Origin of the sequence: Aquimarina algiphila (assembly GCF_007489275.1) — a bacterium.
Taxonomy (GTDB): domain Bacteria; phylum Bacteroidota; class Bacteroidia; order Flavobacteriales; family Flavobacteriaceae; genus Aquimarina; species Aquimarina algiphila.
Genome location: NZ_VLNR01000064.1, coordinates 1 through 26,313 on the forward strand (window position 1 = coordinate 1; position 26,313 = coordinate 26,313).

Sequence of the window (26,313 nt, forward strand, 5' to 3'; positions counted from 1 at the left end):
TTGGAATTCCTCCCGATCCGTATATATATGCCAATATTTTAATCAATACCTATACTGTACAGGTAAACTATACCAAGAGAAAGCCTACTACTGTAAATCCGAATAAGCTTGATTTCTATCATATGATAGGGAATTCTACTTTACCAGCAGCGCAAGGTCTTGGTATTACTTCTGAGGATAGTTATACTATTTCTAAGGATCAGCCTTGGATTAGTATTTCAAGGGTTAGCGGTACTGGTAATACAAATGTGATTATAGGTGTTAATGTTCAAGCGCTTGTTCCTGGTACTTATAATGGTAATGTTCGGGTTCAGGATTCACTCACTACCTTTACTATACCCGTAAGTTTGGTGGTTGNGAGGATTTTTTGTTTGCTACCCCTAGTGAAATACGCTTGGAGCATACGCGGTATGGTTTTTTATCTTCACCAAGGAGTGTTTCTGTAAACGCATCAGGATCTTTTTCGATAGAAGCTACTTCTAGTTGGATGAATGTTAGTAGAAGCTCCGGAAATCAAAACACACTCAGTTTTGATGTAGAATTAAATGACAATGTAAATGCTTTGGGTATTGGAGTTTTTGTGTCTGAAGTAGTGCTTGTTCTGGGTAGTATTACAAAGAAAGTAAAGGTAGAAGTTGACATCACCCCATTTATAGAAGACCTTTTTGATCCTGATAAACTGTATTTTACAGATGATGAAAATACAATTAGGTTGGTGTCTAGTGCAGAAAAAACTCAGCTGTCGGTTATTGTCAAAGCATCCAACCAAAGTCAGTCCTATAGATTTAAATATGGCATCCCCTTTTTTAAAGGGATTAGTAGGACTCGCGTTGGAGGAGAGATACGAAAAATTATAGGCAAACTACCTAAAAACGACTTGGGAGAATTGATATCAAAAGCCTATATACCCTACACACCTTCATTTACAGACTTGGATATTACAGAGAATAAGATATTCAGTGACGAAATACTAAGGGGAGTACCCTTAAAAGACATTAGATTTATCAAAGGTATAACTCCTCCAGACGCCAAATTGACGAATCTTCCAGAGAAAATCTATATAACCAAAAAAGGAATCCTTTCTTTTTCGTTTTTNTACAATTAGTGGAGCCATTGAAAAAACTATTTCGGTTCAGTTAGAAAGGAACGACCTGTATTCGGTGTTAATTCCTTTGTCAGATTTGGAAGGATTATCAACTGGAGATGAATTTACCATGTCGGTTTCTGGTGTAGAGACCAATATCCAGATCAAACCGTCGGGTATAGATCATTGTATTGTCTTTTGGGAAAATATATGGGGATGTTGGGATACCTTCGAATGTACTGGACAAATACGATCTAGGAATAAGTACAGTTATACCTCAGATGAATATCGGTTAAACCGAAATAGTTTGATAAAGGAAATCTTGGAGATCGATACGATTGGAGAATTCACTATCGATACAGGATGGGTGTATAGTCAGGAGGAAGTACAGTATTTAGAATCAATGTTCATTTCTAGAAACATATGGTTACTTATCGATGGTAGGTTTATCCAGGTCAATACTAAAACCAGTTCCTTCGATCCTTATTTGACACGAAGGTTTAAAAAGTCGTTCAAACTAACCTTTGAAAAAACAATTCGATGATAGCATTTATAACTGATGATTGGCAGCTTGACCTGACAAGTCATAAACTCACTTTTATAGAAGAGAGCTCTTTGTTTTATAATTATTTTGTCAGTGGGTATTCTTTACCATTCTCTATAAAAATCTCCGATGAATTAGCATTAGAACTTGGATTTATTGATGAAGATAATATAACCGATTATAAGACTCGGTATGAGGGGTTTTTACAGCAAGATGGTAATTTCAGTGTAGCTATTTTGGAGTTAGATCAGTACGATGGGGAAAGGTTGTCCGGATCCTTTGTCTATGGGAATCAAACCTTACCTATATTAGATACAAAGTTATCCGATTTGCCTTGGCCAGTAATTAGTACTGATAATATAGAAAACCATGCAAAAAGTATAATTAATAAAGGGTTTCCCGAGGTTGGGTATAATTTCCCTATGATTATTGATACCGAATTCGATCAGAATACCAATTATGAAAAATTCGAGGGGATCTTTAATAGTTTTGATGGAACCAATTATGTACGAAATAACAAAACCATTGAGGATGGCGAAGAGATTATCTATAACAGGAATGTGATCACACCTTATCCATATATTCAGGAAATATTAAAAGTAGGATTTGAACATGCTGGATTGTCTTATGCAGGTGATTTTTTTAGTGATCCTATTAATAGTAAGCTTATTTGGGATACAGGGATGTTTTTAGAACAAACGTTTTCTCCGTTACCTCCCAGTTTTAGATTTGAACTAGCAAACCTTAACACACAAGTGGGTAACAATGTTGTATCGACCTATAAAAAGACATTGAATATTAACACTATAGGTAGTTATACTATAAAAGCTTATCTGAATTTTCCTAGTCATATAAAGGTGGAAAACTTTAAGATTGTAATGAAAGGAAAAACTATATACACAAACACTATAGGGAGATTGGATAAACTCATAAGTCTTAATATTGAAGAGATTACGGACTATGGCTTGTTAGAGTTACAGATGTNTATAAAAAGACATTGAATATTAACACTGTAGGTAGTTATACTATAAAAGCTTATCTGAATTTTCCTAGTCATATAAAGGTGGAAAACTTTAAGATTGTAATGAAAGGAAAAACTATATACACAAACACTATAGGGAGATTGGATAAACTCATAAGTCTTAACATTGAAGAGATTACGGACTATGGCCTGTTGGAATTACAGATGTCTTTGGTTAGATTTAATGTAACTGATTCTATAGAAGATATTTCACCTTATCATAATTTTACATTTTGGGCTAATGATGGTAGGTTAAATGTGTTTCCGGATTCCTTTAGTATTGCTGATGTTTTACCAGATATGACCTTTTCTGCTTTCCTGAACAAATTAAAAAATTGGTTAAACCTTGATATCGATTTTAAACATGATACGGTTACTATTGATTATGTAGAAGAAAAATTTGTGGAAACTTCTTTTAGGGATGAATCCCATTTAGAGGCTGATAGATATATTAAGAAATCAAACCAAAATAAAGCTTATGAACTAAAGGATTCAAAAGAAACTATATATATCACTAAGGATGGAGTGGTTAGTAACATATCCGAATACAAAAGCGAAAATGTAAATACCATTGATACTGGGGTAGATGTAATGAAAATTGAAAAGAAGAATTCTTTATTTACAGCCCGTAGGCGTGAAGGTTCTGATTTTAGAATTTTATTATATGATGGTTTAAAAAATGGTTTGCCTGTTACTGTGAGTGCAATTAATGAAATTGATTTTTCTATCGAAAATGTATACGAAAGATTATGGAAGAACTGGCTTAGATTTCGTGTTACTTCAGAGACGATAAAAGATAAATTTAGTTGTGACATTTATGAAAATCTAACCACAGAACTGGGAAGATATAAATACAACAAAACGCAACTCGTTAAGAAAATCAGTAAACGAAGGGTTAAGGAAAACAGGTGGGAGGTTAGTATTGAGAGTGAGACTCTAGGGTAATGGCTAATAGGATATGAGAACCTATGTTTTTATTATTTCCCAATGAGCTTTGTCTTTTACTTTCTGGGGAAACTTATCTTTGTAAACCGTGTCCATATCGTTACGCTCATGTCCCATTATTTCTCTAATGATATCTACGTCGATTCCTTTGAATTTTCCGATTGTTGCAAATGTATGTCGTGGCGATCTTGTTAAAATGGGATCATTTTTTGGTAGGGTTTCTAATTCGTATTTTTCAAAAACTCTCCTTAAATTTTCCCTGTGCTTTTGATAAAATACTCGATATCTTTTTTTATCCTTGTTCCACGGGAATAAAAATTCGGAATCTTCGGATTTATACTTATCAATTATATCTTGAGCTTTTTTAAAAATTTTGACGTCGAATTCCTCTGCTTTATCTCCAAGTTTAATCCTTTTAAAAAATGCTCTTTGTTTATTTATTTGATTTTTTTGTAAATAATATATGTCAATTAAATATTGGCCTCCAAGATAGAATTGCAATAAGGTTAAATCTATTGCTCTCTGATGAGTTTTAAACTTAGTATCAATTTTTTCTAGTTTTAAAATTGTTTTAGTATCTAAATAAACATTCTTAGCTCTACGACGTGAATGGGGAAGGTCTTTTACAACTCCCTCAAAGGGTCTTAAGTTCGGTATTGCATTAATACGACAGCATGAATTATACATGGTCTTTAACATTCCTATGTACGTTTTTATGCCAGAATTAGAAAACTTGTTGGATTTTCTGTATTCTTTGTATTTTTCTATTAATGAAGTGTTGATCTCATCTATATTACATGATCCTTTAAATATCTTGAAGTCATTTAGTACGCTTTGATAAACATAAGCGGTCCCATCTCTATTGATTGAATTTAAGTGGTCAATTTTCTTTTGACAAAAGTCAATGAAATTTATTTTTTTTTGGTCATTTTCATTAACTAGCAATGTAATAGCTTCTTTGACGTCATTTAGATTCATGAAATTAGAAGTTTGTGACTTAGCTTTGATCATGGATATTGTGACATATAAATTGTCATAATCTGGATGAGTTGGTAATGGAAATTTTTTATTATCATCCCAATCTTCTGGTATTGAAATTCCAATTTGTTTTCTATTTCGTTTACCTTTATGGCTTACATTAACTATTATAGGGTAAGTTCTAGATTTCTTGCGATCAGATGTATGTAGCCTTATTGTCGCTTTCATGAATACTTGCAATTTACTTGCAAATTTATGTAAAAAATAGCTTGTTTTTGACTATATTTGTGAAAACAACTACATATTAATAATTCGTTCTTCGAGTGAAGCCTTGTATTGTTAGTGTTTTCTGAATTGTTTGAATGCTGTAAAAGATTTATAGTATCTTAACGTAACATTAAAAAGTAAATTTTTTTAATGATTTTGTTATCAGTGTTTTAATCGGTTGTTTCAGAGAATACTTGCAAAATACTTGCAAAACTTGAATTCTAACTCTTAAAACAATGAAAAAGCAATTTATCAAAATTCTACTTAAATTAACCTTAATATTATCAGTTTTATTTATCTGCTCTTGTTCAGCACAACAAGAAGAAGAAATTGATCCAATATTAGAAGAATTGAAGATATCAGACTGTGATTATAGTTTGATATCCGGAACTGAAATTGTGAAGTCTAAAATTAAATTTCTATCCTCAACACAAATTTTTGATAGTGAAAACAAACAAGGAGTAGTTAGTGTCTTTTATGAGATTGAATATGATGGACAAGATTATAATTTAAATTTTCATACCGAGTCAAACATATTCGATAACTATTTAGGGTTTAGGAATTCTGATATTTCTAACCACGAAGTAGAGATTGGATTTTATTTCGAAGGTGTAGAAAAAATAATGATAGCCATAGCTAACAAAGTTGATCTGATTGAAAGCAAAAATTTAATTAAACCAGATTCTTTTATTGGATATACTTTTAGCATAGAAAATGTAAATCATGATTTACTAGAGAGTTTAAATGATAAAAAGCTTATTAAATTCTCAATTCATGAAGATATGTTTGGTATTTATTCTTCTTACCGCAAGGATGTGTCTAAAGAGATAAAATGCTTAACATATGCAAATAGATAAAAAAATGTATTTATGACGATTTACCAATCATCATCTTTTGAATTTATGTTCTCGATATTTTGTATAATCTCGGGTAATTTTTTGTTTATTTTTTTTATCCACCCCCTTTTGAATGACCCAGAACCTTCTAGAGGTGTGGTTCCGTTTTTATCTTTTAGCTTGAAGTTAGTTAAAACCAAGCGATATTTATTTGGTTTAAAATCGATCTTTACTTTATAAAAAATCTCAACTAAGGCAAAACCCATTACAAGGTGATTAGTAACACCAATACCCGAAATATTATTTTTGGATTCTGTGATTTCTGTTAGGTTTATTTTTTGAAATCTATTGTAAAACTGTTCAGCGATTTTTTCGTCCGTATGATTAACTACTTTTGAGAATTGAAAAAAATTGTTTTTTTCATTTAATTGTAATTTTTGCGAATAAATACTAATTGAAAATAGTAAAATTGATAGGCTAAGAGTAATTTTCATGTTAAATTAATTATTGTTGGTAGGGTAAAGATAATTTTTTAATAGAAAATTTTTAGTCGGTAGGTTATTATTTTTTTTACTTTTTTTTACAAGTATTTAACACTTAGTTATGAATTTATTACTAAATTTGAATAGTCCTACCTAGTTAAGATATTAGGGTTTACTTATGAATTTAAATATCTTAGAGCTTTAATATATTGCGGGTTTCCGTAGCAAAATGTAACAAATTTTCGATTAAATTTTGTGGTTTTTCCGCAGACGAGTAAAGGCAATTAATCTATATTTTTGTTAAAATTAAATATTGCAAACCACCACTATATGATATCAAGCTACTTATGAATTATGATCATTGACTATTTAATTTAAAAACTTGATTTTTTTGCGGTTTTTAGAGCTTATTTTTGTAAGAACCCTAAAAATTAATCAAGATGAAAAAAATAGCATTATTTTCTGTAGTAGTTTTAACATTATCATTTGTTAGTTGTGAAAATTCTAATATAAATGAAGAAACATCAGATTTGGAAGAATTGGAAATTTTTAATGTTGATCCAGACAAAATTCAGAGACCAGGTAGTCAAGGATGAAACGAGAAATAATGAAAATATAGGAGTAAAGATTTTTGCTTCATTTTTGGTAATCTTATCTGGGTTTATATTATTCGCAGATAAGGTTTCCAATTTTGGTTTGACTAATTCCTATGCTTTTCAAGATGTTCAAACTTTTATTTGGATTATTACCCAAACTTTATCTCCGTTAATTTTATGTCTTGGTGGTCTGCTGAGACCTTACAAGCTGTCTTATACCGCTCCTGTCTATATATATTTCATACAACTTTATTGGGTGTTTAACGCCAGTAAATTAGGTTTGGATGATGTGTTACTTCATGTATATGCTTTAGGTTTTACAATTATAGTTTTTATAGTTGTGTTACTTATTTCACTTTTATTTTCTTTTATCAAGTCTATGGATAGATTGCGAATTCATAACTTAACCACATCCCTTAGGAATTATATTGTTTTTATGTATAAAGATGCGGAGGAAAAGGATTTAATTCGTCCTGAAAAAAGTACAGATTTTAGAAGGATAAGATTGGAATTAACAGATAAGGCTATAGAAAATGAGTGATAGAAAATCAGATAAAATTGAAAAACTTAGAAAAGCAGCTTTTTTCCCTGAAGAGTTCATAGAGGGTTATGAAAAGGATTATGATGATTTTGCAAAAGAAGAAAGGCAGGAAAAGTCTATGTTAGAAAATAAATTTAGATCAAGATTGTTTGAGTTGTTTAATAATGGGTATAACCCTAAACATATTGAAAATATTATTTTAACACAGCTCGCACAAGAAGTTGAGTTAAAAACTATTTAGAAATTGTTTTTTCCCATTCTTGTCTAAATTTTTCTACAATGCTTGGTGTCATTTCATAGGCTTTTTTTGTTGCTATATTTTCAATTTTTTCTTTGAATAGCGGTTCTTCAATTAATTTTTCCCAATGCCTTAAACACTCTTCAGATAATTTATGAAGGCTTATTTTACCTTCTTGTTTGTTTTTTCTTAGCTTTTCTCCGATTCCTTCTTTGATCCAGGTTTTATTATATCCCCATTTTAAGGAGATTACTTCAATATAAATATCTCCAACATTTGCTTTTCCTCTTAGATTTCTAACAGTTGCTTCCGTTACGCCAATGGCATTACCAAACTCTTGGTTGCTTAACCCTAATTCGTTAACTATTGTATTTATTCGAAAATTTATGTTTTCCATATAACTAATGTTGTTAAAATATTCGATTAATTCGAAAATATTTTGATTAATTCGAAAAATATTCGATATTTGTTTCGTAATCACGAACAAACAATGCAAATATATACAAAGTTGTACAAATGAAGATACAGGATACTTTAAAACGGGTTTATGACGAACTACCACGAGAATTTAAAACCAGACCATCACAGATTTGTGATGTTAGTCCCGCTTATTTTAATAGAATCGTAAATGGCGAACCAAAGGGTAAAGATATTTATGTAGAGGCATTAGATGCGGTTATCCAAACAGGAGAAGAGTTTAAGGAGTGGGCAATAGATAAAGCAGATAGAATTATTAACTGTAAATCAAATGAAGAGTAGTATGAAAAAGAAAAAAATACTAGACAGAGATGCACAGGTAACAATGGGTGAGATCGAAGAGTTTTTTAGGGAAAACGATCTAATTGTTGCTCCAAGAGCAGAATTACAAACCGAGATTACAAAAAAGCAAACTGCATACTTGCGTAAGAAGTTTTTATCAATTCGCGAGGTGATGGATGGGAAGTTTTTTCCGCAAGTAAAAACTAGACAAACCATTGATAATTGGCTTAAAAAGGGCAAGCTTAAAGAAGGCCAGGATTGGTTCTTTGACAAAAAAGGCCGTAAAGTAATTCTTACTTCTTATTTAAAAAAAGAAATAAACATTTAAAACCCAAAATATGATTTTCGCAATTACAATAATGACACTAATACTAATAGGTCTTATGATTTTGGCCTTTCAAAAAGATCAATTTTATAAAAACGCAAAATTTTAAATATGGCAAAAGTAGAAACATTACAATCGCAATTAAACAGGGCAAAAGCCCAACTTGACCAGTTATGTACTTCTTATCATTTTACAGAAAGAGATGTGCAGGATCTTGCGCCACAAATGGCTTTAAAAATTAGAACGCTTCAAAAACAGTATAACCATGCAATTACAACTNTAATGACATTAATACTAATAGGCCTTATGATTTTGGTCTATCAAAAAGAACAATATCATAAAAACGTAAAATTCTAATTATGGAAACAATAGAAGATTTACAATCGCAATTAAACAGGGCAAAAGCCCAACTTGACCAGTTATGTACTTCTTATCATTTTACAGAAAGAGATGTGCAGGATCTTGCGCCACAAATGGCTTTAAAAATTAGAACGCTTCAAAAACAGTATAACCATGCAATTACAACTGGAGCTAAAAATACAGAAGTTGCAGAGGCGCTACCAGTCACTTAAACACTAATCAAAATAACATTAAGATGAAACGAAAGAAAAGTCACCAAGAAAAAAGTGTAATTCCTAAAGGAAAAGACGAAATGCTTAATGATTTTTTTGATTCGATGGATAGGACATTGAATCGAGTTCTTGTTTGGGTAATTGTTCTTTCTCTTTTGCAAGGGGTTTTTGCTTTTTTTCTGCATAAGTATCAAAAGACGAAACATGAATCAGAATTGATATTAAAACATTCACAAAAGTAGTTATGGTAATTATGATGTATATTTTTATTTTCCATTTAGCTTCAAACTTTTTTAGCTTGTTATCATACTCGAGATTTTCATCTTTAAGCATTTCCCGTTTTTGGTTTTTTGCTTGTTCTGATGATATATATTCCTGGTATTTAATCCATGAACCATATTCAGATAGTATATCTAAAGATTTATCAGAAAGTTTGTGTTTTGATTTACCAGACTGTACAAACAGTTCTTTTGAGATTAATAGATCTTTTGCTTTATACCTTTCATTACTGTCAAAATTGAATTCTCGTGTTAGAAAATCGGCAAGAAGTATTGAAGGATATTTAGAAGCGTATTCTAAGGTTTTTTCAATTTGTTCGTTGGTCATTTTATATTGTTTTAAGCATATAAAAATACTAAAACATATGGCAAAAAAAATTCATAAATATTATGCTACAACTAGAGCTAAAAATACAGAGGTTGCAGAGGAGGTACCAGTTATTAGTTCATAGGCCTCTTATTTTTCAAGAAGGTACTGAAGCTTTAGAAAAGGAACTTACACAGGCTATTGAATTATTGAATAGAGTAACGGAGATAAAGCAGGAGAAGAAACAACACAAACTAACAGTAGGAGAATTGCACAAAATTTTAAATGAAAATTATGAAAGACCAATTTAACGAAGATATAGATCCTTTGATTAAAGTTTATAAGCCTATCGAAAGACAGGAGATAATGCTTAGTAAAGCAGGATATAAAGTTGAGAAAGGCACTTTAATATACGATTCTAAACAATTCATCGAGGTGTATGATCCAAATGAGGATATTGTAGATGGGCTTTTAAGAAAAGTGGTTTTTATATTTGATGGTACTGGGACTATTTTTGAAAAACTTACCGTAACGGAAACCCCACTTAAGCCTGATTACACAAAAGAAAAAAAGATATTTTAAGATGGAAACAGTAGGTATAAAAATAGCATTTCAATTGATTGATCTTTTATGTTACTGCATTTTCTTTAAAGTAATTCTGGATCCAGTAATAGATTCATTATGTATTACAGGATCTATGAGGATTAAAACAGCGATTTTCTTATTTATAGTCATCTCGGGAGTTTCTGTCATCTTAAAATCTATTGATTTTTATAACGCTCTGGACGGTGTAACCTAGTCCTTTTTTAAACCTTACACATACTGTCATTTAGCACTACCTAATTCTGTTGGGCAAGATTTCTATTATCTAAAAACTAATTATAATGAGCAATAAATATGCATTTGCTGAAGCAATACTGGAGCAAACCAATGGTGGTCTGAATATTATCTTAGATTATTATTCTGATGCGAAGGAAGCTTCTTCTGGTAAACACAAAAAATTCAAAAGACGCGCGAACGAAAAAACAGCTTCAACCACCTTAAAAAAGGGAGACAACAATGTTTGGTTAGTTTGTGACTGGGGAGAATGGGATAAGCCTAAAAATGCTATTGGTGTTTGCATGTTTGAGGACAATCTTTCTTATGGGGAAGCCTGTAAAAAACTTGCTAAATTATATCATGTACAATATCAGGGGACTAAACATACTGCAAAACCTACATTTAAAAAGCGCCCTTTAAAAGCCAAGGAAAAAGAGGGCGAGTATTATTTTAAGTACAAAAAGAAAATTTCAGATTCAGCTTTAAAAATAATAGGTCCATTAATGACCAATGANGTGTTTGCATGTTTGAAGACAATCTTTCTTATGGGGAAGCCTGTAAAAAACTTGCTAAATTATATCATGTACAATATCAGGGGACTAAACATACTGCAAAACCTACATTTAAAAAGCGCCCTTTAAAAGCCAAGGAAAAAGAGGGCGAGTATTATTTTAAGTACAAAAAGAAAATTTCAGATTCAGCTTTAAAAATAATAGGTCCATTAATGACCAATGAAGTTGCAGAACGCTTCAATCTAAAATCTGTTGAATATTTCGCTTATGTGAAAAAAGAAGAAGTTGTTGAGACTTATGCAACAGATGACTATCCAATTTTTGTATTTGATTTTGGGGATTGGCAAAAGATATATCAGCCAAAATCCGCAGATAAATCCTATAGGTTTAGATATGCAGGAGGTCGTCCTGAAAACTTTCTGTTTGGATTATCAGATGCTAAAGCAGGTCATACATCACTTTTAAATGAGGAAGCGAAGAAAGATATCGATGATACTACAAGGAAATCTAATATTAAATTAGATCAGGTGGTTTTATGTAGTGGAGAGCGTGATGCTTTAAATATGGCTTCATTTGGTTATTACGTTGTTTGGAAGAATTCTGAGACTGCAATCCTCACCAAGCAACAATATAAGACATTAAAGGGATTAACAGAGGATCTATGTAATTTACCAGATATTGATTTCACAGGGGTTAAACAAGCCGTTAATTTGGGTCTGCAATATCTGGATATCAAAACGATTTGGCTACCTCAGTATTTATTAAAATCAAGGGACTGGAGGGGTAATCCAAAAAAAGACTTTAAAGATTTCATTGACCTTAAATTTAATTCAGAAAGACCAGGTTCTTTTAAAACGATTCTTAAAAAGTTAGTAGAGAATGCCCTACCCATGAAGTTTTGGGATGAAGTACCTAAATATGACGCTAAAGGGAATTATAAAGGCACAGAGTATTCTTATAATATAGTTCATGGAGAACATTTCTTAAAACACCAGGGATTTTATAGACTGGAGACTCCTAATGAAAAGGATGAATACAGGTATATCCATATAGATGGTAATGTTGTAAAAAAGGTCACCCCTAACAAGATTCAATATTATGTCAACTCTTTTTTGGAAGATCGGCAGATGAATATACCCTTAAGGAATATGGTTAAAAAAACACCATATCTAAATGAGAGTTATTTGTCTAAGCTTCCTTATATGGATATTGATTTTGTTGATTGTGACAGGAATACACAGTATTGGTTTTTTACTAAGTATGTTGCTGAAATAACAGCAGATACTGTTAAAATTCATAAGAAGGGTACAATAGACAAAATGGTATGGGAGGAGAAAGTAATTGATTTCCCAAAGGAGCTGTCACAAAGAAAATTTGAAGAAGCTTTTAATTCTCCACAGTTTAAAATTGAACTAGACAAAGGAGAAGAAGGGGATAATCACGATATCCAAATTTTAAAAAAGGACAGTAAATTTTTAAACTACTTAATTAACGTTAGTCGTATTCATTGGCGTAAAGATTTAGAAGATAGTTTTAAAGGGAAAAACCCAGAATTAGAAAAGGATTATTTCAAAAAACATCAATTCGATATTTCAGCCCCAAATCTTAATGAGGATGAAATCCACGAGCAAAAACTTCACTTGATTAATAAGATTTTTACCCTTGGCTATATGCTACATAAGTATAAAGACAAAAGCCGGGCTTGGCTAGCTTTAGGTATTGATAATAAGTTATCAGATATAGGGGAGAGTCATGGAGGATCAGGTAAGACCTTTATGTATGAGAGTGTAAACCAAATTATGTTAAACTCTTTTACAATACCAGGAAGAAAAAAGGAGGTTGTAGAATCAGAATTTATATATGGGGGTGTTACTAAGGATACTGATAATATTTTCATCGATGATGTTTTACCTGGATATGATTATGGTCGTATCTATACGGATGTATCCGGTCCTATGAGAGTTAATAACAAAGGAGTAAATGCATTCACATTGACTTTCCCTGAATCCCCAAAGATGAGTGCAACTTCTAATTTTACACCAAGGGATTATAACCACCCGTCTACAAAAAGAAGGCTTGTACTTACAGTACATAGCGATTACTATCATTTGAAAAAAAATAATGAATATAAACAAACAAGAACTATTGCTCACGATTTTGGTGGTATGCAAATGTTTATAGATTTCACAGAGCAGGATTATATGGATTTTTATGCATTTATGGCTCAGTGTGTATCCTTCTTTTTATCTACTAATAGAAAAATAGATCCACCAATGAATAATGTAATGAAACGAAACTCCATGGCCATAATGGGAGATCTGTTTAGGGAATGGGCTGAAGTATATTTTAGTCCGGAAAATGGTTTGTTAGATGCAGTTATAAGCAGAAACATAGCTTATGTAGCCTATAAAGATCATGGTGGCAAGAAGGGTCCTAAATCATTTAGAGATTCTGTAGAAGCTTTTTGCGAGTTTAAAGAATACATATTTGATCCGATCGAGGAACATATCCCAAGAAGTAGCGATGGTCGAATAATAAAAAAGATTGATGGCAAAACTCACGAATGTTTTTATATCAAGACAAGACTGGAGCCAATAAATCCAAAAGATTTTGAAGAACCTAATCATCCAGATTATGAAGGTGATACTCCGTACTAATACTATAGAAGTACAACGCCTGACCAGTAAGCTATTAAAACACGGAATTCGTGTGTTTATTGAGCATGTAGGTGGCAGGCCACGTGACCCTCAGTTTGTTATTTCCTTCGATAGGTTGATTGTACCAGGAGTATGGGGAAATAAACATTCGTTTGACAAAAAAGTGTACAAAGAAGAAACTGAAGATGCCTATGTGAAAACTGTTGAGCATTTATACCAAAAGGAAATTGTAGAACAGCGAAATAGAGATAGAAATGCGATTGAAAAAGATAAAAACCTTAAAAGGATGTAAGATTTATCACAATGGAAACCATGTCAAAACGGTTCCTGCCAAGTATTCCAATGTTATAACATTAAAACATATTATAAATCCAATTAAGAAGAGGCTGACAGCAGAAGAACGATTTAGATTAGAGGTTTCTCTTTTTGAGTTTACTCTTTCTTGTAAGGAAAAATATGTATATGACCTTATAAAGCGATCCATTCCACAAGCTGTTCAAAAGGTAGTGAATTATGAAGGTGTAATTCGTTTTGTATTGATTTATAAAAATAGCAAACGCATAAGAATTAGTAAATCCTTATACGATTTGTGTTCAAACAAATTAGAAGTTAACTATTCGAATTATTAAACCATTATACTATGAGACCTAGACCCACAATTATTTTTGGAAAAACCAAACCAGATCAAAAAGGAACGGGTAAATCTTTTTTAGCCAATAACTTTATGATGCTATATAACAATCCATTTTATATAAATGGTAGACGTGAGTATGATCCATTTTACTTTGATGGTCTTGATAGTACAAACGATGTGATTTATGTAGATGATGTTTCTAAGGATAACTTTAAGAGCATCAGTTCTCTACTTTTTAAACCTACAATAGTTGTAAAAAGGTTGGGAGGATGGCCTTTTGAAATTGATACACCCAAAATAGTGATAACCTTGGATGTTGATTATGGGTTTATCAAATCTTTGGATCCTCAAACCTATAAAGGATGTTCTTTTATTCAATGCTCAATCGAACGAGTTGAAGGAAGTACACTTTTTATAACTGATAAAATTTGCTTGTAAGATGAAAACACCAGTAGAGAATTTTCTTAATTCCATATATGCTGTTACCATACCAATGCTGCTTTTGATTCTTGCATTTTCAATAAAATTATCAGCATTGTTTTATACAGTTTTTGAGATACCTGTACTAGAATTAAAATTAGCTGCATCAATACTTTTAGCTGTTGCAGTGTCCTTGACGTTGTTGTCTGTAAGTGTAAATGCAAAGTTATTTGAAACTGATGCTTTCCCAATTGTATTTGCTATCTGTTCAGGAGTAATGTTATTGTTTGTTTTTAAGGTAATTAGTGTGGATGTTCTGCATTGGTCAGAATATGTAAAGCGAGGGTTTCTGTCCGCGTTTCTAGCGACAGTAGAATATGTGTATTCTAAACTGTTTGTAAAGAAATATCAGGAACATAAATTCAATGAAAGTCATCCGTTGGCAGATGAAAGACTAAATAAGGCTAGAGAAAGTCTAAAAAAGTCTGTGTTAGACTTAAATCAGACTAAACAAGACTTAGAAAGGTATAAAGCAGAACTAAAATGTCCTAAATGCCAAAAACAGCACGATACTTTTTCCAGAAGAAAGAACTGCAATCATAAAATTTTGGAGTTAACAGCACATTAAATCAAAGTAGAATTTAAAGAACCAATACCAGAATAAAATATTAACCCTTAAAACCTAAGTAATGAAAAAAGAAAACTACATCGAGAAAGACAAAACTATTACAACAGCATTTGTATTAATAACGGGGATTGGAATTATAGGACTCTTAGCAATTGCTTTTGATAATGTAAATGTTCTGTGGACGCTTAATATCGTTCCTAGCTGTGTTCAAATTATTAACAGAAAAAATAATTAATAGTACAACCGGAAGCTGAAAAGGTTACTTAGAGTAGGCAATATTTAACAAACAAACAAAATGAAAACTAAATTAAAAATTCTAACAGTTTTATCATTGCTTTTATTTTCATCATGCTACGATTTCAACAGAAAGCAAAATGAGCTAGATGCTGAGAGTAATGGAAAGGCAATTTTATTGGAAGCTGAATCTTCTAAAAAAGCAATGATTGAAGAGGCTAAGGCTAAAAATGAAGCTGCAACTTTGGAGGCAGAGGCAAAAATAAAGATTGCTAAAGCTGAAGCTCAAGCAGAGGTTGAACGAGCCAAAGGGGTTGCTGAAGCAAACAAGATCATAGGTGCTTCTTTAAAGGGAAATGATGCATACCTACGTTACTTATGGATTACCGGCTTGAAGGATGGTAAAGGGGAAAGAATTTATATACCTACAGAAGCAGGGTTACCAATTTTAGAGGCAAAATAAGATGAAAGCAACAGTATTTATCGTAATTGGAATACCTATAGCGGTCTTTATATACTTTGGTGTAATGGTAATTATAAGAGAATATTTCAAGAAATAAAAGCAAACAACATGAGTGGCCTAACCTACGAAATACAGAATAGAAAACTGCAATCATACAAGCACACTTTTGATTACAATTTTTGCAAACGAAAGTACAATGAGTATGCTCGAATGACTATAGAAGAATTCAAAGAGTGTTTGAAGGATCGTAATAAGCTAGGAGAGATAGGACATTTGACCGCATTCATACTTTGGGTAAAGAATAAGGAAAGACATGAATACAGGGATGCTTTAGGAGATCAAGGAATAATTCACTTGTTGTTTCATTGTGCAGAGAACAAACACCATGCGGATATACATGCAGAGTATATACATGAATTATTTAAAGAGGATATAAAATTAGTATAAACCAAACATTAAATATGGAAACATTAGAAATCAAAAAAGAAGCAGCATTAAAAGCTCATGAAAATGCATCAAGTAAAGGAAGAGAGCTCCTTGAAAATTTACTAGGAAAGAAGACTTTTCTAAAACAGGTAACTGAGCGTATCAAAACTATAAATGATATATTGGAAGATAACGGTATCACTCAGAAAGAACTCGATACAATGTTTGCCAATGCTCCTGAACATTTAAAATATCAGTACATAGGAGAATTATTATGTAAATCTTTAAATGAAGGATGGTTACCTGATTGGGATAATGGTGAATATGATAAATATTATCCTTGGTTTAAAATGAGTTCTTCGGGGTTTCGGTGCGACGACTACGATAGCTGGGGTACGTTTTCGCTTGTCGGCTCTCGCCTTTGCTTTAAATCTTCAGAATTAGCAAGATATGCCGGGGAACAATTTACTGATGTATATAGAAAATTTATGATAATCGAATAAAACAAAAACCAATGAAAAATTACCAAGATTTAAAAACGTTTGAAGGAGCTTGCAAAGTTGAAGGANTAACTGAGCGTATCAAAACTATAAATGATATATTGGAAGATAACGGTATCACTCAGAAAGAACTCGATACAATGTTTGCCAATGCTCCTGAACATTTAAAATATCAGTACATAGGAGAATTATTATGTAAATCTTTAAATGAAGGATGGTTACCTGATTGGGATAATGGTGAATATGATAAATATTATCCTTGGTTTAAAATGAGTTCTTCGGGGTTTCGGTACGACGACTACGATGGCTGGCATTCGTATTCGCTTGTCGGCTCTCGCCTTTGCTTTAAATCTTCAGAATTAGCAAGATATGCCGGGGAACAATTTACTGATGTATATAGAAAATTTATGATAATCGAATAAAACAAAAACCAATGAAAAATTACCAAGATTTAAAAACGTTTGAAGGAGCTTGCAAAGTTGAAGGATTAGATCCTAAAAAAGTGATTCCTGATTTCTCTTGTTACCCAGAAAAAGACAGAAAATCAATGATTGCACATGCAAAACTCGTGATCATAGTTAGAGCTGCTAACAGGCTAGCCAATGATGGTAAAGAATGGATGCCAGATTTCAGTAACTATAATGAAACAAAATATGAAGCTTGGTTTGATTTAGAGGAGGGTTCTTCGGGGTTTCGGTGCGCCGACTGCGTTCTCTGGGCTACGTATTCGTGTGTCGGCTCTCGCCTTTGCTTTATTTCAAGACAAGTATGTGAGTATGTAGCTAATGAATTTATCGAATTATACAAAGAATATTTCTTATAGAATTAAAGGTTGTGTGATGTGTTGAGCGGAGTTCTTCAGGGTTTCAGTACAACGACTACGATAACTGGAATACGNAGACAGAAAATCAATGATTGCACATGCAAAACTCGTGATCATAGTTAGAGCTGCTAACAGGCTAGCCAATGATGGTAAAGAATGGATGCCAGATTTCAGTAACTATAATGAAACAAAATATGAAGCTTGGTTTGATTTAGAGGAGGGTTCGTCGGGGTTTCGGTACGACGTCTTCGGTGTCTGGGCTACGTATTCGCTTGTCGGCTCTCGCCTTTGCTTTATTTCAAGACAAGTATGTGAGTATGTAGCTAATGAATTTATCGAATTATACAAAGAATATTTCTTATAGAATTAAAGGTTGTGTGATGTGTTGAGCGGAGTTCTTCAGGGTTTCAGTACAACGACTACGATAACTGGAATACGAATTCGAATGTCAGCTCTCACCTATGTAAAATATTAACATCACAAACCGTGCAAACATTGCAAAAAAATACAAACCATTGAAGGCGTTGGTACAAGAATGGAAAGCGACTTTTTTAAAGCAAAGAAATTTAGAAATGAAAGATTACGATAAATACATTGTTGCATTTTCAGGAGGTAAGGACTCAATAGCATGCTTTTTAAATCTATTAGATCAAGGAATACCAAAAGAAAAGATTGAGTTATGGCATCATTTAGTTGATGGAGCAAACGATATATTATTTGATTGGGAAGTGACTGAGGATTATTGTAGGCAATTCGCTAAACATTTCGGAGTTGAAATATTTTTTTCTTGGAAAGAAGGTGGCTTCAGAAAAGAAATGAACAGACAAGATTCATTAACATCTCCCACACATTTTGAAGTTCCTTTTACTGAGTATGATAATGAAACTGATTATTTGACTAATGATTTTGATTATCCTATTAGAAAAGTAGGAGGAACCAGAGGAAAGAAATCAACCAGAAGAAAGTTTCCTCAGATTGGAGCAGATTTAAAAACCAGGTGGTGTAGTGCTTATTTGAAAATAGACATATGCGCAACAGCAATAAGAAATCAAAAAAGGTTTAATGGTAAAAGCACTTTATTAATATCTGGTGAGCGAGGTGAAGAATCGGCAGCTAGAGCAAAGTATAATGTGCTTGAATCGGATAGAGCGGATTTGAGAAATGGGAAATGCCAGAGGTTAGTTGATAGAGCCAGACCAATAAGAGACTGGAAAGAAAATCAAGTATGGGAAATCATAGAAAGATATGGTGTAGTAGTTCACCCTTGTTATTATTTGGGTTTCAGTCGTTGCTCTTGTAAGTTCTGCATATTCGGAAATGCAGACCAATTTAAAACAGCTTTCTACATATCTCCAAACGAAGGAAAACAATTGATTGCCTATGAAAATAACTTCGGTTATACAATGAAAAGAAGTGAAACATTAGAACAATTTATTGAAAAAGGGGAAGTGTATAATAGTGTTAATAATGTGAATAAAGTATGGGCTACAAGTAAAATTTATTTAGGTGCTATAATTACAAAAAATTGGGTTTTACCTTCTGGAGCATATGGCGAAAGTTGTGGACCATCTTAGAAAAACAAATTAAATAAAACACTAAACAATTATAATTATGGAACATAATGTAATTTTAAAATTGAACAAAATAGTTTTCTGGTGGTATTATAAAAGAGTTCCAAAGTTTTTTCACAAATGGACTATTTTAAAAAGCATTAGATTGTTAGTCGATAATTATGAGCATCAAGAATTTGTTATAAAGGGCAATCGGGAAGTTATTTCAAATGCAATTAAAACTGAAAGAGATATGCAAAAACAGATATTTAATTTAAAAATGAAGTTGCAAGGTGTCTCTCAGGAAAAGATCGATCCTTTGAACAAGATGTTCGGAACTGATTTAAAAGGAATATCTAAGGAAGAAAGAGAAAATTAACCAATATTAATTTATATAAATAGTTATGGAGGAGTTTACAGGAACATATTACATATGTGATGAATGTTCACATATTTATGATTATGATGATTTATGCCCAGATTGCGGTAGTGGTTTTGTTACAGATTTAAATGCTAATGAAGTCAAGCAAAGAGCCTTAAATGAACCGGTAAGTGAGTACAGAAGATTACATGATATGCTCCTTAAACACGATGATTTATAAAGCATCAGCTAGTTATGAAATCAATAGGACAAGTAAAACAGGATTATATACCATTTGTTGAAGAATGGGAAAAAGAAGTTATGAAACTTCCGAAAAAAGTAATTGTAAGCCTTTTGCGGGATGCATTAAAAAATAAAGAATTAGACCTATGAAATTAACAGGAGAAGCAAAGAAAGAAAAATATAAAAACAGTTTAGTATGAATTTTGACAAAGAAATAGAGGATTTTGCCACACGATTTAGACTTGTTAAGGCAATGAACGAAGATGATATGGATACATTGAAATTCAGATTAAAAATGTTTGCAAATAATGTTAGACGCAAATCACAAAACGAAATATATAATAACATAAAGAAATGATGAGGAAAGCAATTGTAGTTATCTTAATTACTTTAATACTAAGCTCAATCTTATATTTATCATTAGGACATAGGTTATGCCTAAAAGACAATATTCTACCCATTGGGGCTAAAGTATATGACGAATATGAAGATTATAACTAAACTTTAAAACAAAATACTAAACAATAAGCGCCAAGAAATTATGTGTAAATTGTTAATTTTTCTTTAATTTATGATATTGTTATTTGATAAAAATGTTATACTTGTTAGAGTTAGCCATCATAAGGTTACTATAATTTATTGACCAACATTTAATACACAAATACTATATGAAATATCGAATACTATCAGATACATCAGAAAAAAAGCTAGAAGATAAAGTAAATACTTTTTTGGATGATGATTGGTTACCCGTAGGAGGAGTATCAGTATTGTTTTATGGAACCGAGCAGGGAGTTAGATATTCCCAATCTATTGTTAAGAGGAAATGAAGAAATTACAAAGCCAGTGGAATATAAAGAACTAGTTTTTTAGCGTACCTCATGCCACATCCAAAGCCCTGAGTTATCATTAAAATAATATAGAATATCATCACATTCAAAATTCTTATATCTATCAATTAGTTCTGTAAATATTTTTTTGGACGCTCGTTCACTTCTTTTACCAGAATATTTCTTAATACCATTAAAATAGGAGTATACTTTATTTTTAAGATATGCATACTTCTTCCCTGAATCATTTACTTTAATGTAAGACAGACCACAATACGCACGGTTTATCTTCTTTTCGATAAACTCTGGATTGACATCTATAGCGTTTTGAGATTTATTTAACATGTTATTAGGGATATTTCCCAAAATTAGGAATAATTCCAATTAACTTGAAATTATGTTAATAAGTTATTTCTGTATTGTTTTTGTGTATAAACCATATTTGTTTTGTGTAAATGACGATTAATCAGTATCTTTGAATTATAGTAATTAGAACATTGATTGTTCTCGGCAGGCTCTCCGGCTTAAATTAATTGGGGATGTTCAAACCCTAGTTTCAATAAGGGTCACGCACTCAACCAGAGTGTTTCAGTATTCAATATTATTTTATTGGGAGCTATTGTTATACAAAAGTATAAGGATAAAACCATTCCTCAATTATTAAAGGAAGCCAGAAAGGTATGTCATGCTTATATTAAAGCAAGAGACAGACAAGGGAATTATGCTACATGTATAAGTTGTCAAAACACATTTCTAGCAGATATTATGCAAGCCGGACATTACTTCAAGTCTGAGCTTTATTCCTGTGTACGATTTAATGAGCTTAATATAAATCTTCAATGTGAGCACTGCAACTGTTTTGAAGAGGGTAATCTAGTCATGTACGAACCTAATTTAATCAATAAGATAGGGATAGAAGCTTTCACAGATTTACAGGATACAGTTGAAGCGTATAGAAGATCTTTTTTTAAATGGGACAGATCCTCTTTGATAGATATCATAGACTATTATTCAACCAAATTAAAAGAAGTATCATGACAAAAAAACCTTTTAACAACATAAGTGAGTTTTTAATCATTGCAATATTGATAATGCTCTTAATAGAATTAATAATAGTACTTAGATCTGTTTGGTTAGGGTTAACTCCATTTGGAATTAGATTATTCATAACTCTTTTTGTTTTGATTGTAGTCTCAGTTTATGGTGTTAAGATAATTGAATATAAAGGAACCGATAAGGATTAAATAAATATGAACTGGATAAAAGAATTAATTGATTACCTAACAAATAGCTTTAAGTTCTGGGAAGTTATTAGTCCATGGGAGAGTGGATTAAGAATTAGACTAGGAAAACACATTAAGAAAATAGATTCGGGAATACACTTTAAGATTCCTTTCATTGATTCTATATATGTTCAAACTATTCGAATGAGGGTTGTAAGCTTAAGTCCTCAAACAATCACTACCAAGGACAATAAAACATTAACAATAAGTGCAGCCGTAGGGTACTCAATTGATTCAGTAGAGAAACTATACAATACACTTCATCAACCGCAAGTAACAATTGTAAATATCATAAAAGGAGAGATTTCAAAATACATATCTGAGAATGTATTATGGGATTGTACTCAAGAAAAAATAAATGAAGCAATATCTGATAGTTTAAAAATAGATCAATTTGGACTGAAATATCACTATGTAAAAATAATGAGCTATGCAGTTGTAAGGACATTTAGATTAATTCAGGATCAAGAATGGAACGATGAAGATATAACAATGGATAAAAGAGATTAATTATGCCAGCACCTAAAGGAAATCAGTTTTGGAAAAATGTAGACCCAGATAAAATAGGTAGACCACGTACATATGAAAACAAAGAAGAAATGATTCAAAGGATATCAGAGTATTTTAATTCATACATACCTGATGATACTGGCATAGCTAATCCTGTATTAGGTTTTAAACCAACGGTAACTGGTTTAGCCTTGTTTTTAGGTTTTGAAAATAGACAAAGTCTCTATGATTATAGAGATAATTATAAAGACTTCTCTGGCATAATAAAAAAAGCATTGACATATATAGAAATGAATTACGAAATGCTTTTGGAGTCTAAAGCATCTACAGGAGCAATATTCGCATTAAAGAATATGGGTTGGAGAGATAAAACAGAACTAAGTCATGAAGGAGGAGATCCAAAGAAACCATTACAAATAATAGGAATGAATGTCATTGACTCTAAATCTTGATGTACATGGTAACCAAAAGCAATTAGAATGTTGTAGGTATTGGAGTGATGATACCACAACAGATATAGTATACGGAGGTAGTAAAGGCTCTGGTAAGAGTTACCTCGGATGTTCTTTGATATTTAGTGATGCTTTAACCTATCCAGGTACACATTATTTCATTGCTAGGAAAAAGCTTAACGATTTAAGAAAATTTACCAAACCTTCTATTAAAGAAGTTTTTAAGCATTGGGGAATTGATGAAAGGTATTACAGGTTTGATGGCAATGATAATTTTTTCGAATTACATAATGGATCAATAGTTTATTTGTTAGAAGCAAAATATTTGCCAAGTGATAAAGAGTATGCAAGATTTGGTTCAATGCAAATGACAAGAGGTTGGATTGAGGAAGCGGGAGAATTTGAGGAAGACGCTAAGAATAATCTTGCTGCTTCTATTGGAAGATGGAAAAATGATGAGTATGGTTTAACAGGTAAGCTTTTACAGACATGTAACCCTGCTAAGAATTATTTGTATCGAGATTATTACAAGAAGTTTAAAGCAAATGTACTGGAAGAATGGAAGAAGTTCATACAAGCTCTACCACAGGATAATAAAAGACTTGCAAAGGGCTACTTAGACAACCTGAGAAGGATCTTAAACAAAAACCAAAGGGAAAGGTTGTTAAATGGGAATTGGGAGGCAGACGATGATCCAACGGCAATGTGTGATTATGATAACATTCTTTCAATTTTTGAGAATGATCATGTAGCAACTACCGGAAAGAAATATATCACTTGTGATGTAGCGAGGTTTGGGTCTGATAAAGCAAGGATAGGTGTATGGGATGGATGGGATTTAATTGAGGTTCATTCTTTTGATATTTCTAAAACCACAGAAATACAAGATTGTATAAAGGCAATGAGAGTGAAGCACGGAATACCTAAAATATATTCTATTGCTGATCAAGATGGAGTTGGAGGAGGAGTAGTTGACAACTGTAAGATATTAGGATTCACAAACAATTCAAGCCCTGTTGCTGTTAAAGGACAATCTGAGAATTATAAAAACCTTCAGGTACAATGCCTTTATATGTTAGCCAAGATGATTAACACATTTGAGTTTAATATATCGTGTGAATTATCAGGAAAAGACAAGGATGATATTATAGAAGAATTGGAACAGTTAAAAACGAATAACAAAGATTTAAATAAGCTTGATGTGATTTCCAAGGAAACAATTAAAAGTAATATAGGACGCTCTCCAGATTGGCGTGATATGTTTTTAATGAGAGCATATTTTGATTTACCGAGGAATATAGGGAGAACTAAAAGAGCAGCTTTATTATGACAGTGAAAGAGTTTTTAATGTTGGATGATATGAAGGAGTTAGAAAAGGTGAAAGCTATAAGAAAGTATGTAAAGCCTTCTAATAAGATTGGTAAGAAAGAAGGAAAGGAGCTTCTAAAAATAGCTTATAAAGATGTTAATAGAGTAAAGGATTTATATAAACAAAACAAGATTATTGAGCTAATCTATTTTTTAACAGATTGTGATGAGGATTATTTAATGTCTAGAGATTACAAGGAGTTTATCTATTTCTTAAGGTACGTTGATGATGAATTAAGTATGATACTCAAACTTGAAAATAAATTAAATAAAGCAGATGAAGGAGATGAATTATTAGTAATGAGATTAGAGCAAGCAGGGGCTAATGATTTAAATCAATTCGGAACATTAAATGCAATAGATAGCTTGGCGAATGGTGACTTACTGAAATGGAAATTGATAGAGGAGATGCCTTATGAAATGGTATATACAAAGTTGTTAATGAACAAAATACAGTCAAGAGTTCAAAGAAAGTATCAGGAAATAATGATTGAAGAACATAAATCAAATGGTAAAAACTAAAAAATTTAAAGTGTCACACACCTTGCTAAAAGAATCTTTTGAGATTGAAGGAACAGCTTATTTCATAGTGCCCGGTACAGGTGATTTGTTAATAGCTAATGGCACAAATAAGCGTAGGTATAGAAATGCAATAGGGAGTTTTAAAGTAGAAATAGTATGACAGATGTAGTTGGATTTTTTGAAACTAAAATTGATGAGGCCAATGTCTCGTTAAAGTGTGGTCGTTGTTGGGAATTTCATTATGGACGTAAAGACTATACTAATTTAATCAGGAAGAATTCAACGGATGATTGTTGTAATTACTTTTTGTTGGAATGGTTTAAGGTTAAGCAAATAAAAGAGTTTGATAAAGATTTCGGTACATCTGAGTTAAGCCATGATCTTATAAGTTTCAGAGCATTCTGCGGTGTGGATTCTGATTTCACTAGGCAAATGTATAGTGAAGTAGATAAGAATGATATTGAAGGCAGTAAGTGGAATGTATATATGAAACCTCTAATGGAGTGTTTAGAAGGTTTACTAGATGATAAGTTTTGTAGTACCATTTTCCCCGCTGGATTCTTAGATATCTCATATGAGCCAAAATACAATTATAAAGATCAAACTTTAGACGGGTTTGAAATAGTAGGAATGATAAGAAAGGATTATAAGTAATGGGATTTACATTTTTTAAGAATTTAGAACAAGGGAAGGTTGTTTGGTTAGATGCTGAAAGTATCTCTTATGATGATGAAAAGATAACTTGTTTTGATAGTGATCTAGAACTTATAGCTGTCTTTGACAAATCGTGGAATTGTTTTAAGGATGAAAGTAATTCATTTAAATAGATAGAAAAAGAATAATGCTAAGTCTAGAGCCCAAAATAAGAGAAATACTTGAAGAACTTGAACAAGAGTTCAAAGACAAACATGAATCTCTAGGGATGAAAGCTACCGGTGATTGGCTTGATTCATTTGATATTCAAAGTAGAATATCTGGAGGAACCATTTTAGCTAATGAATATACCGAGCAACTCGTTCAAGGAAGGAGTCCAGGTAAAATGCCACCGATTGACCCTATTGAAAAATGGGTTAATGTCAAGCTTGGAATATCAGGAAAAGAAGCCAGAGGTGTTGCCTTTGCTGTGGCTACAAAAATTAAGAATTCTGGTACAGATTGGTATCAACAAGGAGGTTCTGATTTAGTTGATGACGTGTTTACAGATCAAAGAAGACAGAAAATAATTGATGATTTAGGAACAGAGATAGGCGCGCAGGTAGCAGATAATCTAAGACGTGAAATAATAAAAGTATTCTCATGATTATA

43 protein-coding genes are annotated in these 26,313 nt (G+C 32.0%); 38 read left to right on the plus strand and 5 right to left on the minus strand.

Features of this window, described 5'->3' with window-relative positions; genetic code table 11:
- The first annotated feature begins 122 nt into the window (after nucleotides 1–122).
- From FOF46_RS32690 to FOF46_RS23365, 3 genes are all read left to right on the plus strand, one after another.
- Complete coding sequence (locus tag FOF46_RS32690) at nucleotides 123–446, plus strand: BACON domain-containing protein (protein WP_478209725.1); 324 nt, start codon at nucleotides 123–125, stop codon at nucleotides 444–446.
- A gap of 726 nt (nucleotides 447–1,172) precedes the next feature.
- Nucleotides 1,173–1,628, plus strand: a complete 456-nt coding sequence (locus FOF46_RS23355) for a hypothetical protein (RefSeq protein ID WP_143918129.1) — start codon at nucleotides 1,173–1,175, stop codon at nucleotides 1,626–1,628.
- A gap of 1,063 nt (nucleotides 1,629–2,691) precedes the next feature.
- Complete coding sequence (locus tag FOF46_RS23365; protein WP_167571925.1) at nucleotides 2,692–3,594, plus strand: hypothetical protein; 903 nt, start codon at nucleotides 2,692–2,694, stop codon at nucleotides 3,592–3,594.
- Nucleotides 3,595–3,615: 21 nt separating this feature from the next.
- Here the strand turns inward: FOF46_RS23365 and FOF46_RS23370 are convergent, their stop codons facing one another.
- Nucleotides 3,616–4,800 carry a tyrosine-type recombinase/integrase gene (locus tag FOF46_RS23370; RefSeq protein ID WP_143918132.1) on the minus strand — a complete coding sequence of 395 codons (1,185 nt, stop codon included), beginning with the start codon at nucleotides 4,798–4,800 and terminating at the stop codon, nucleotides 3,616–3,618.
- Nucleotides 4,801–5,075: 275 nt separating this feature from the next.
- On the opposite strand from FOF46_RS23370, the gene FOF46_RS23375 reads away from it, so the two are divergent.
- The gene (locus FOF46_RS23375) at nucleotides 5,076–5,696 is read left to right on the plus strand and encodes a hypothetical protein (RefSeq protein WP_143918133.1); all 621 of its coding nucleotides are present in this window, start codon (nucleotides 5,076–5,078) and stop codon (nucleotides 5,694–5,696) included.
- Nucleotides 5,697–5,716: 20 nt separating this feature from the next.
- Here FOF46_RS23375 and FOF46_RS23380 read toward each other — a convergent pair whose 3' ends face one another.
- A complete protein-coding gene (locus FOF46_RS23380; protein ID WP_143918134.1) occupies nucleotides 5,717–6,169 on the minus strand; it encodes a hypothetical protein in 453 nt (150 codons plus the stop codon).
- Nucleotides 6,170–6,670: 501 nt separating this feature from the next.
- Between FOF46_RS23380 and FOF46_RS23385 the strand changes: the two genes are divergently transcribed.
- Entirely contained in the window at nucleotides 6,671–7,294 is a 624-nt protein-coding gene (locus FOF46_RS23385) for a hypothetical protein (protein WP_143918135.1), read from the plus strand.
- A complete protein-coding gene (locus FOF46_RS23390; RefSeq protein ID WP_143918136.1) occupies nucleotides 7,287–7,535 on the plus strand; it encodes a hypothetical protein in 249 nt (82 codons plus the stop codon). Before FOF46_RS23385 ends, FOF46_RS23390 begins: the two co-directional genes overlap by 8 nt.
- Here the strand turns inward: FOF46_RS23390 and FOF46_RS23395 are convergent.
- Nucleotides 7,528–7,929 carry a hypothetical protein gene (locus FOF46_RS23395; protein WP_143918137.1) on the minus strand — a complete coding sequence of 134 codons (402 nt, stop codon included), beginning with the start codon at nucleotides 7,927–7,929 and terminating at the stop codon, nucleotides 7,528–7,530. The two genes, FOF46_RS23390 and FOF46_RS23395, sit on opposite strands and share 8 nt — an antisense overlap.
- Before the next feature lie 119 nt (nucleotides 7,930–8,048).
- On the opposite strand from FOF46_RS23395, the gene FOF46_RS23400 reads away from it, so the two are divergent.
- From FOF46_RS23400 to FOF46_RS23415, 3 genes are all read left to right on the plus strand, one after another.
- Entirely contained in the window at nucleotides 8,049–8,291 is a 243-nt protein-coding gene (locus FOF46_RS23400; protein WP_143918138.1) for a hypothetical protein, read from the plus strand.
- A gap of 1 nt (nucleotide 8,292) precedes the next feature.
- Nucleotides 8,293–8,619 carry a hypothetical protein gene (locus tag FOF46_RS23405; protein WP_143918139.1) on the plus strand — a complete coding sequence of 109 codons (327 nt, stop codon included), beginning with the start codon at nucleotides 8,293–8,295 and terminating at the stop codon, nucleotides 8,617–8,619.
- 356 nt (nucleotides 8,620–8,975) lie between these two features.
- On the plus strand, nucleotides 8,976–9,188 hold the full coding sequence (locus FOF46_RS23415) for a hypothetical protein (protein ID WP_143918141.1): 213 nt from the start codon (nucleotides 8,976–8,978) through the stop codon (nucleotides 9,186–9,188).
- Nucleotides 9,189–9,272: 84 nt separating this feature from the next.
- On the opposite strand, the gene FOF46_RS23420 is transcribed toward FOF46_RS23415, so the two are convergent.
- Nucleotides 9,273–9,794, minus strand: coding sequence for a hypothetical protein (locus tag FOF46_RS23420; protein WP_143918142.1), 522 nt, complete (start codon nucleotides 9,792–9,794; stop codon nucleotides 9,273–9,275).
- Between the two features lie 92 nt (nucleotides 9,795–9,886).
- Between FOF46_RS23420 and FOF46_RS23425 the strand changes: the two genes are divergently transcribed.
- The 19 genes from FOF46_RS23425 to FOF46_RS23515 all read left to right on the plus strand — a co-directional run bounded on the left by FOF46_RS23425 (nucleotide 9,887) and on the right by FOF46_RS23515 (nucleotide 20,873).
- Nucleotides 9,887–10,084 (plus strand): hypothetical protein, encoded by a 198-nt coding sequence (locus tag FOF46_RS23425; RefSeq protein ID WP_143918143.1) that lies wholly within the window; start codon nucleotides 9,887–9,889, stop codon nucleotides 10,082–10,084.
- Entirely contained in the window at nucleotides 10,068–10,355 is a 288-nt protein-coding gene (locus FOF46_RS23430; RefSeq protein WP_143918144.1) for a hypothetical protein, read from the plus strand. The genes FOF46_RS23425 and FOF46_RS23430 overlap by 17 nt, the downstream gene beginning before the upstream one ends.
- Nucleotide 10,356: 1 nt before the next feature.
- Nucleotides 10,357–10,572: a hypothetical protein gene (locus tag FOF46_RS23435; protein ID WP_143918145.1), complete on the plus strand. Its 216-nt coding sequence runs from the start codon at nucleotides 10,357–10,359 to the stop codon at nucleotides 10,570–10,572.
- A gap of 543 nt (nucleotides 10,573–11,115) precedes the next feature.
- Entirely contained in the window at nucleotides 11,116–13,761 is a 2,646-nt protein-coding gene (locus tag FOF46_RS23445) for a hypothetical protein (RefSeq protein ID WP_143918147.1), read from the plus strand.
- Nucleotides 13,739–14,053, plus strand: a complete 315-nt coding sequence (locus FOF46_RS23450; RefSeq protein WP_143918148.1) for a hypothetical protein — start codon at nucleotides 13,739–13,741, stop codon at nucleotides 14,051–14,053. Before FOF46_RS23445 ends, FOF46_RS23450 begins: the two co-directional genes overlap by 23 nt.
- The gene (locus tag FOF46_RS23455) at nucleotides 14,022–14,390 is read left to right on the plus strand and encodes a hypothetical protein (RefSeq protein ID WP_208746814.1); all 369 of its coding nucleotides are present in this window, start codon (nucleotides 14,022–14,024) and stop codon (nucleotides 14,388–14,390) included. The genes FOF46_RS23450 and FOF46_RS23455 overlap by 32 nt, the downstream gene beginning before the upstream one ends.
- A gap of 11 nt (nucleotides 14,391–14,401) precedes the next feature.
- Complete coding sequence (locus tag FOF46_RS23460; RefSeq protein WP_143918150.1) at nucleotides 14,402–14,833, plus strand: hypothetical protein; 432 nt, start codon at nucleotides 14,402–14,404, stop codon at nucleotides 14,831–14,833.
- Between the two features lies 1 nt (nucleotide 14,834).
- Nucleotides 14,835–15,443: a hypothetical protein gene (locus FOF46_RS23465; protein WP_143918151.1), complete on the plus strand. Its 609-nt coding sequence runs from the start codon at nucleotides 14,835–14,837 to the stop codon at nucleotides 15,441–15,443.
- A 61-nt stretch (nucleotides 15,444–15,504) separates the two neighbouring features.
- Complete coding sequence (locus FOF46_RS31740) at nucleotides 15,505–15,678, plus strand: hypothetical protein (RefSeq protein ID WP_167571926.1); 174 nt, start codon at nucleotides 15,505–15,507, stop codon at nucleotides 15,676–15,678.
- Between the two features lie 60 nt (nucleotides 15,679–15,738).
- Nucleotides 15,739–16,140, plus strand: coding sequence for an SPFH domain-containing protein (locus FOF46_RS23470; RefSeq protein WP_143918152.1), 402 nt, complete (start codon nucleotides 15,739–15,741; stop codon nucleotides 16,138–16,140).
- 108 nt (nucleotides 16,141–16,248) lie between these two features.
- Nucleotides 16,249–16,587 carry a hypothetical protein gene (locus FOF46_RS23475; RefSeq protein WP_143918153.1) on the plus strand — a complete coding sequence of 113 codons (339 nt, stop codon included), beginning with the start codon at nucleotides 16,249–16,251 and terminating at the stop codon, nucleotides 16,585–16,587.
- Nucleotides 16,588–16,601: 14 nt separating this feature from the next.
- Nucleotides 16,602–17,069, plus strand: a complete 468-nt coding sequence (locus FOF46_RS23480) for a hypothetical protein (protein ID WP_143918154.1) — start codon at nucleotides 16,602–16,604, stop codon at nucleotides 17,067–17,069.
- A 430-nt stretch (nucleotides 17,070–17,499) separates the two neighbouring features.
- Nucleotides 17,500–17,889, plus strand: coding sequence for a hypothetical protein (locus FOF46_RS23490; RefSeq protein ID WP_143918156.1), 390 nt, complete (start codon nucleotides 17,500–17,502; stop codon nucleotides 17,887–17,889).
- Between the two features lie 109 nt (nucleotides 17,890–17,998).
- The gene (locus FOF46_RS23495; RefSeq protein WP_143918157.1) at nucleotides 17,999–18,253 is read left to right on the plus strand and encodes a hypothetical protein; all 255 of its coding nucleotides are present in this window, start codon (nucleotides 17,999–18,001) and stop codon (nucleotides 18,251–18,253) included.
- 208 nt (nucleotides 18,254–18,461) lie between these two features.
- On the plus strand, nucleotides 18,462–19,463 hold the full coding sequence (locus tag FOF46_RS23500) for a phosphoadenosine phosphosulfate reductase domain-containing protein (protein WP_143918158.1): 1,002 nt from the start codon (nucleotides 18,462–18,464) through the stop codon (nucleotides 19,461–19,463).
- 37 nt (nucleotides 19,464–19,500) lie between these two features.
- Nucleotides 19,501–19,818 (plus strand): hypothetical protein, encoded by a 318-nt coding sequence (locus tag FOF46_RS23505; protein ID WP_143918159.1) that lies wholly within the window; start codon nucleotides 19,501–19,503, stop codon nucleotides 19,816–19,818.
- Nucleotides 19,819–19,843: 25 nt separating this feature from the next.
- Nucleotides 19,844–20,041 (plus strand): hypothetical protein, encoded by a 198-nt coding sequence (locus tag FOF46_RS23510; RefSeq protein ID WP_143918160.1) that lies wholly within the window; start codon nucleotides 19,844–19,846, stop codon nucleotides 20,039–20,041.
- Nucleotides 20,042–20,055: 14 nt separating this feature from the next.
- Nucleotides 20,056–20,193 carry a hypothetical protein gene (locus FOF46_RS31745; protein ID WP_167571927.1) on the plus strand — a complete coding sequence of 46 codons (138 nt, stop codon included), beginning with the start codon at nucleotides 20,056–20,058 and terminating at the stop codon, nucleotides 20,191–20,193.
- Nucleotides 20,194–20,711: 518 nt separating this feature from the next.
- Nucleotides 20,712–20,873, plus strand: coding sequence for a DUF1737 domain-containing protein (locus FOF46_RS23515; protein WP_143918161.1), 162 nt, complete (start codon nucleotides 20,712–20,714; stop codon nucleotides 20,871–20,873).
- Between the two features lie 39 nt (nucleotides 20,874–20,912).
- Here the strand turns inward: FOF46_RS23515 and FOF46_RS23520 are convergent, their stop codons facing one another.
- Nucleotides 20,913–21,218, minus strand: coding sequence for a hypothetical protein (locus FOF46_RS23520; RefSeq protein ID WP_143918162.1), 306 nt, complete (start codon nucleotides 21,216–21,218; stop codon nucleotides 20,913–20,915).
- Between the two features lie 264 nt (nucleotides 21,219–21,482).
- On the opposite strand from FOF46_RS23520, the gene FOF46_RS23525 reads away from it, so the two are divergent.
- Genes FOF46_RS23525 through FOF46_RS23560 form a run of 10 tightly spaced genes read left to right on the plus strand, consistent with a single transcriptional unit; the run spans nucleotide 21,483 to nucleotide 26,308 of the window.
- Nucleotides 21,483–21,911, plus strand: a complete 429-nt coding sequence (locus tag FOF46_RS23525; RefSeq protein WP_167571928.1) for a recombination protein NinG — start codon at nucleotides 21,483–21,485, stop codon at nucleotides 21,909–21,911.
- Complete coding sequence (locus FOF46_RS23530) at nucleotides 21,908–22,117, plus strand: hypothetical protein (RefSeq protein ID WP_143918164.1); 210 nt, start codon at nucleotides 21,908–21,910, stop codon at nucleotides 22,115–22,117. Before FOF46_RS23525 ends, FOF46_RS23530 begins: the two co-directional genes overlap by 4 nt.
- 6 nt (nucleotides 22,118–22,123) lie before the next feature.
- Nucleotides 22,124–22,666, plus strand: a complete 543-nt coding sequence (locus tag FOF46_RS23535) for an SPFH domain-containing protein (RefSeq protein WP_143918165.1) — start codon at nucleotides 22,124–22,126, stop codon at nucleotides 22,664–22,666.
- A 2-nt stretch (nucleotides 22,667–22,668) separates the two neighbouring features.
- Complete coding sequence (locus FOF46_RS23540) at nucleotides 22,669–23,118, plus strand: terminase small subunit (protein WP_143918166.1); 450 nt, start codon at nucleotides 22,669–22,671, stop codon at nucleotides 23,116–23,118.
- Complete coding sequence (locus FOF46_RS23545; protein WP_143918167.1) at nucleotides 23,096–24,448, plus strand: phage terminase large subunit; 1,353 nt, start codon at nucleotides 23,096–23,098, stop codon at nucleotides 24,446–24,448. The genes FOF46_RS23540 and FOF46_RS23545 overlap by 23 nt, the downstream gene beginning before the upstream one ends.
- A complete protein-coding gene (locus FOF46_RS23550) occupies nucleotides 24,445–25,008 on the plus strand; it encodes a hypothetical protein (protein ID WP_143918168.1) in 564 nt (187 codons plus the stop codon). The genes FOF46_RS23545 and FOF46_RS23550 overlap by 4 nt, the downstream gene beginning before the upstream one ends.
- A 10-nt stretch (nucleotides 25,009–25,018) precedes the next feature.
- On the plus strand, nucleotides 25,019–25,168 hold the full coding sequence (locus FOF46_RS31750) for a hypothetical protein (protein WP_167571929.1): 150 nt from the start codon (nucleotides 25,019–25,021) through the stop codon (nucleotides 25,166–25,168).
- The gene (locus FOF46_RS23555; RefSeq protein ID WP_143918169.1) at nucleotides 25,165–25,662 is read left to right on the plus strand and encodes a hypothetical protein; all 498 of its coding nucleotides are present in this window, start codon (nucleotides 25,165–25,167) and stop codon (nucleotides 25,660–25,662) included. The genes FOF46_RS31750 and FOF46_RS23555 overlap by 4 nt, the downstream gene beginning before the upstream one ends.
- The gene (locus FOF46_RS31755; protein WP_167571930.1) at nucleotides 25,662–25,835 is read left to right on the plus strand and encodes a hypothetical protein; all 174 of its coding nucleotides are present in this window, start codon (nucleotides 25,662–25,664) and stop codon (nucleotides 25,833–25,835) included. Before FOF46_RS23555 ends, FOF46_RS31755 begins: the two co-directional genes overlap by 1 nt.
- Before the next feature lie 14 nt (nucleotides 25,836–25,849).
- Nucleotides 25,850–26,308 (plus strand): hypothetical protein, encoded by a 459-nt coding sequence (locus tag FOF46_RS23560; protein WP_143918170.1) that lies wholly within the window; start codon nucleotides 25,850–25,852, stop codon nucleotides 26,306–26,308.
- The last annotated feature ends 5 nt before the right edge of the window (nucleotides 26,309–26,313 follow it).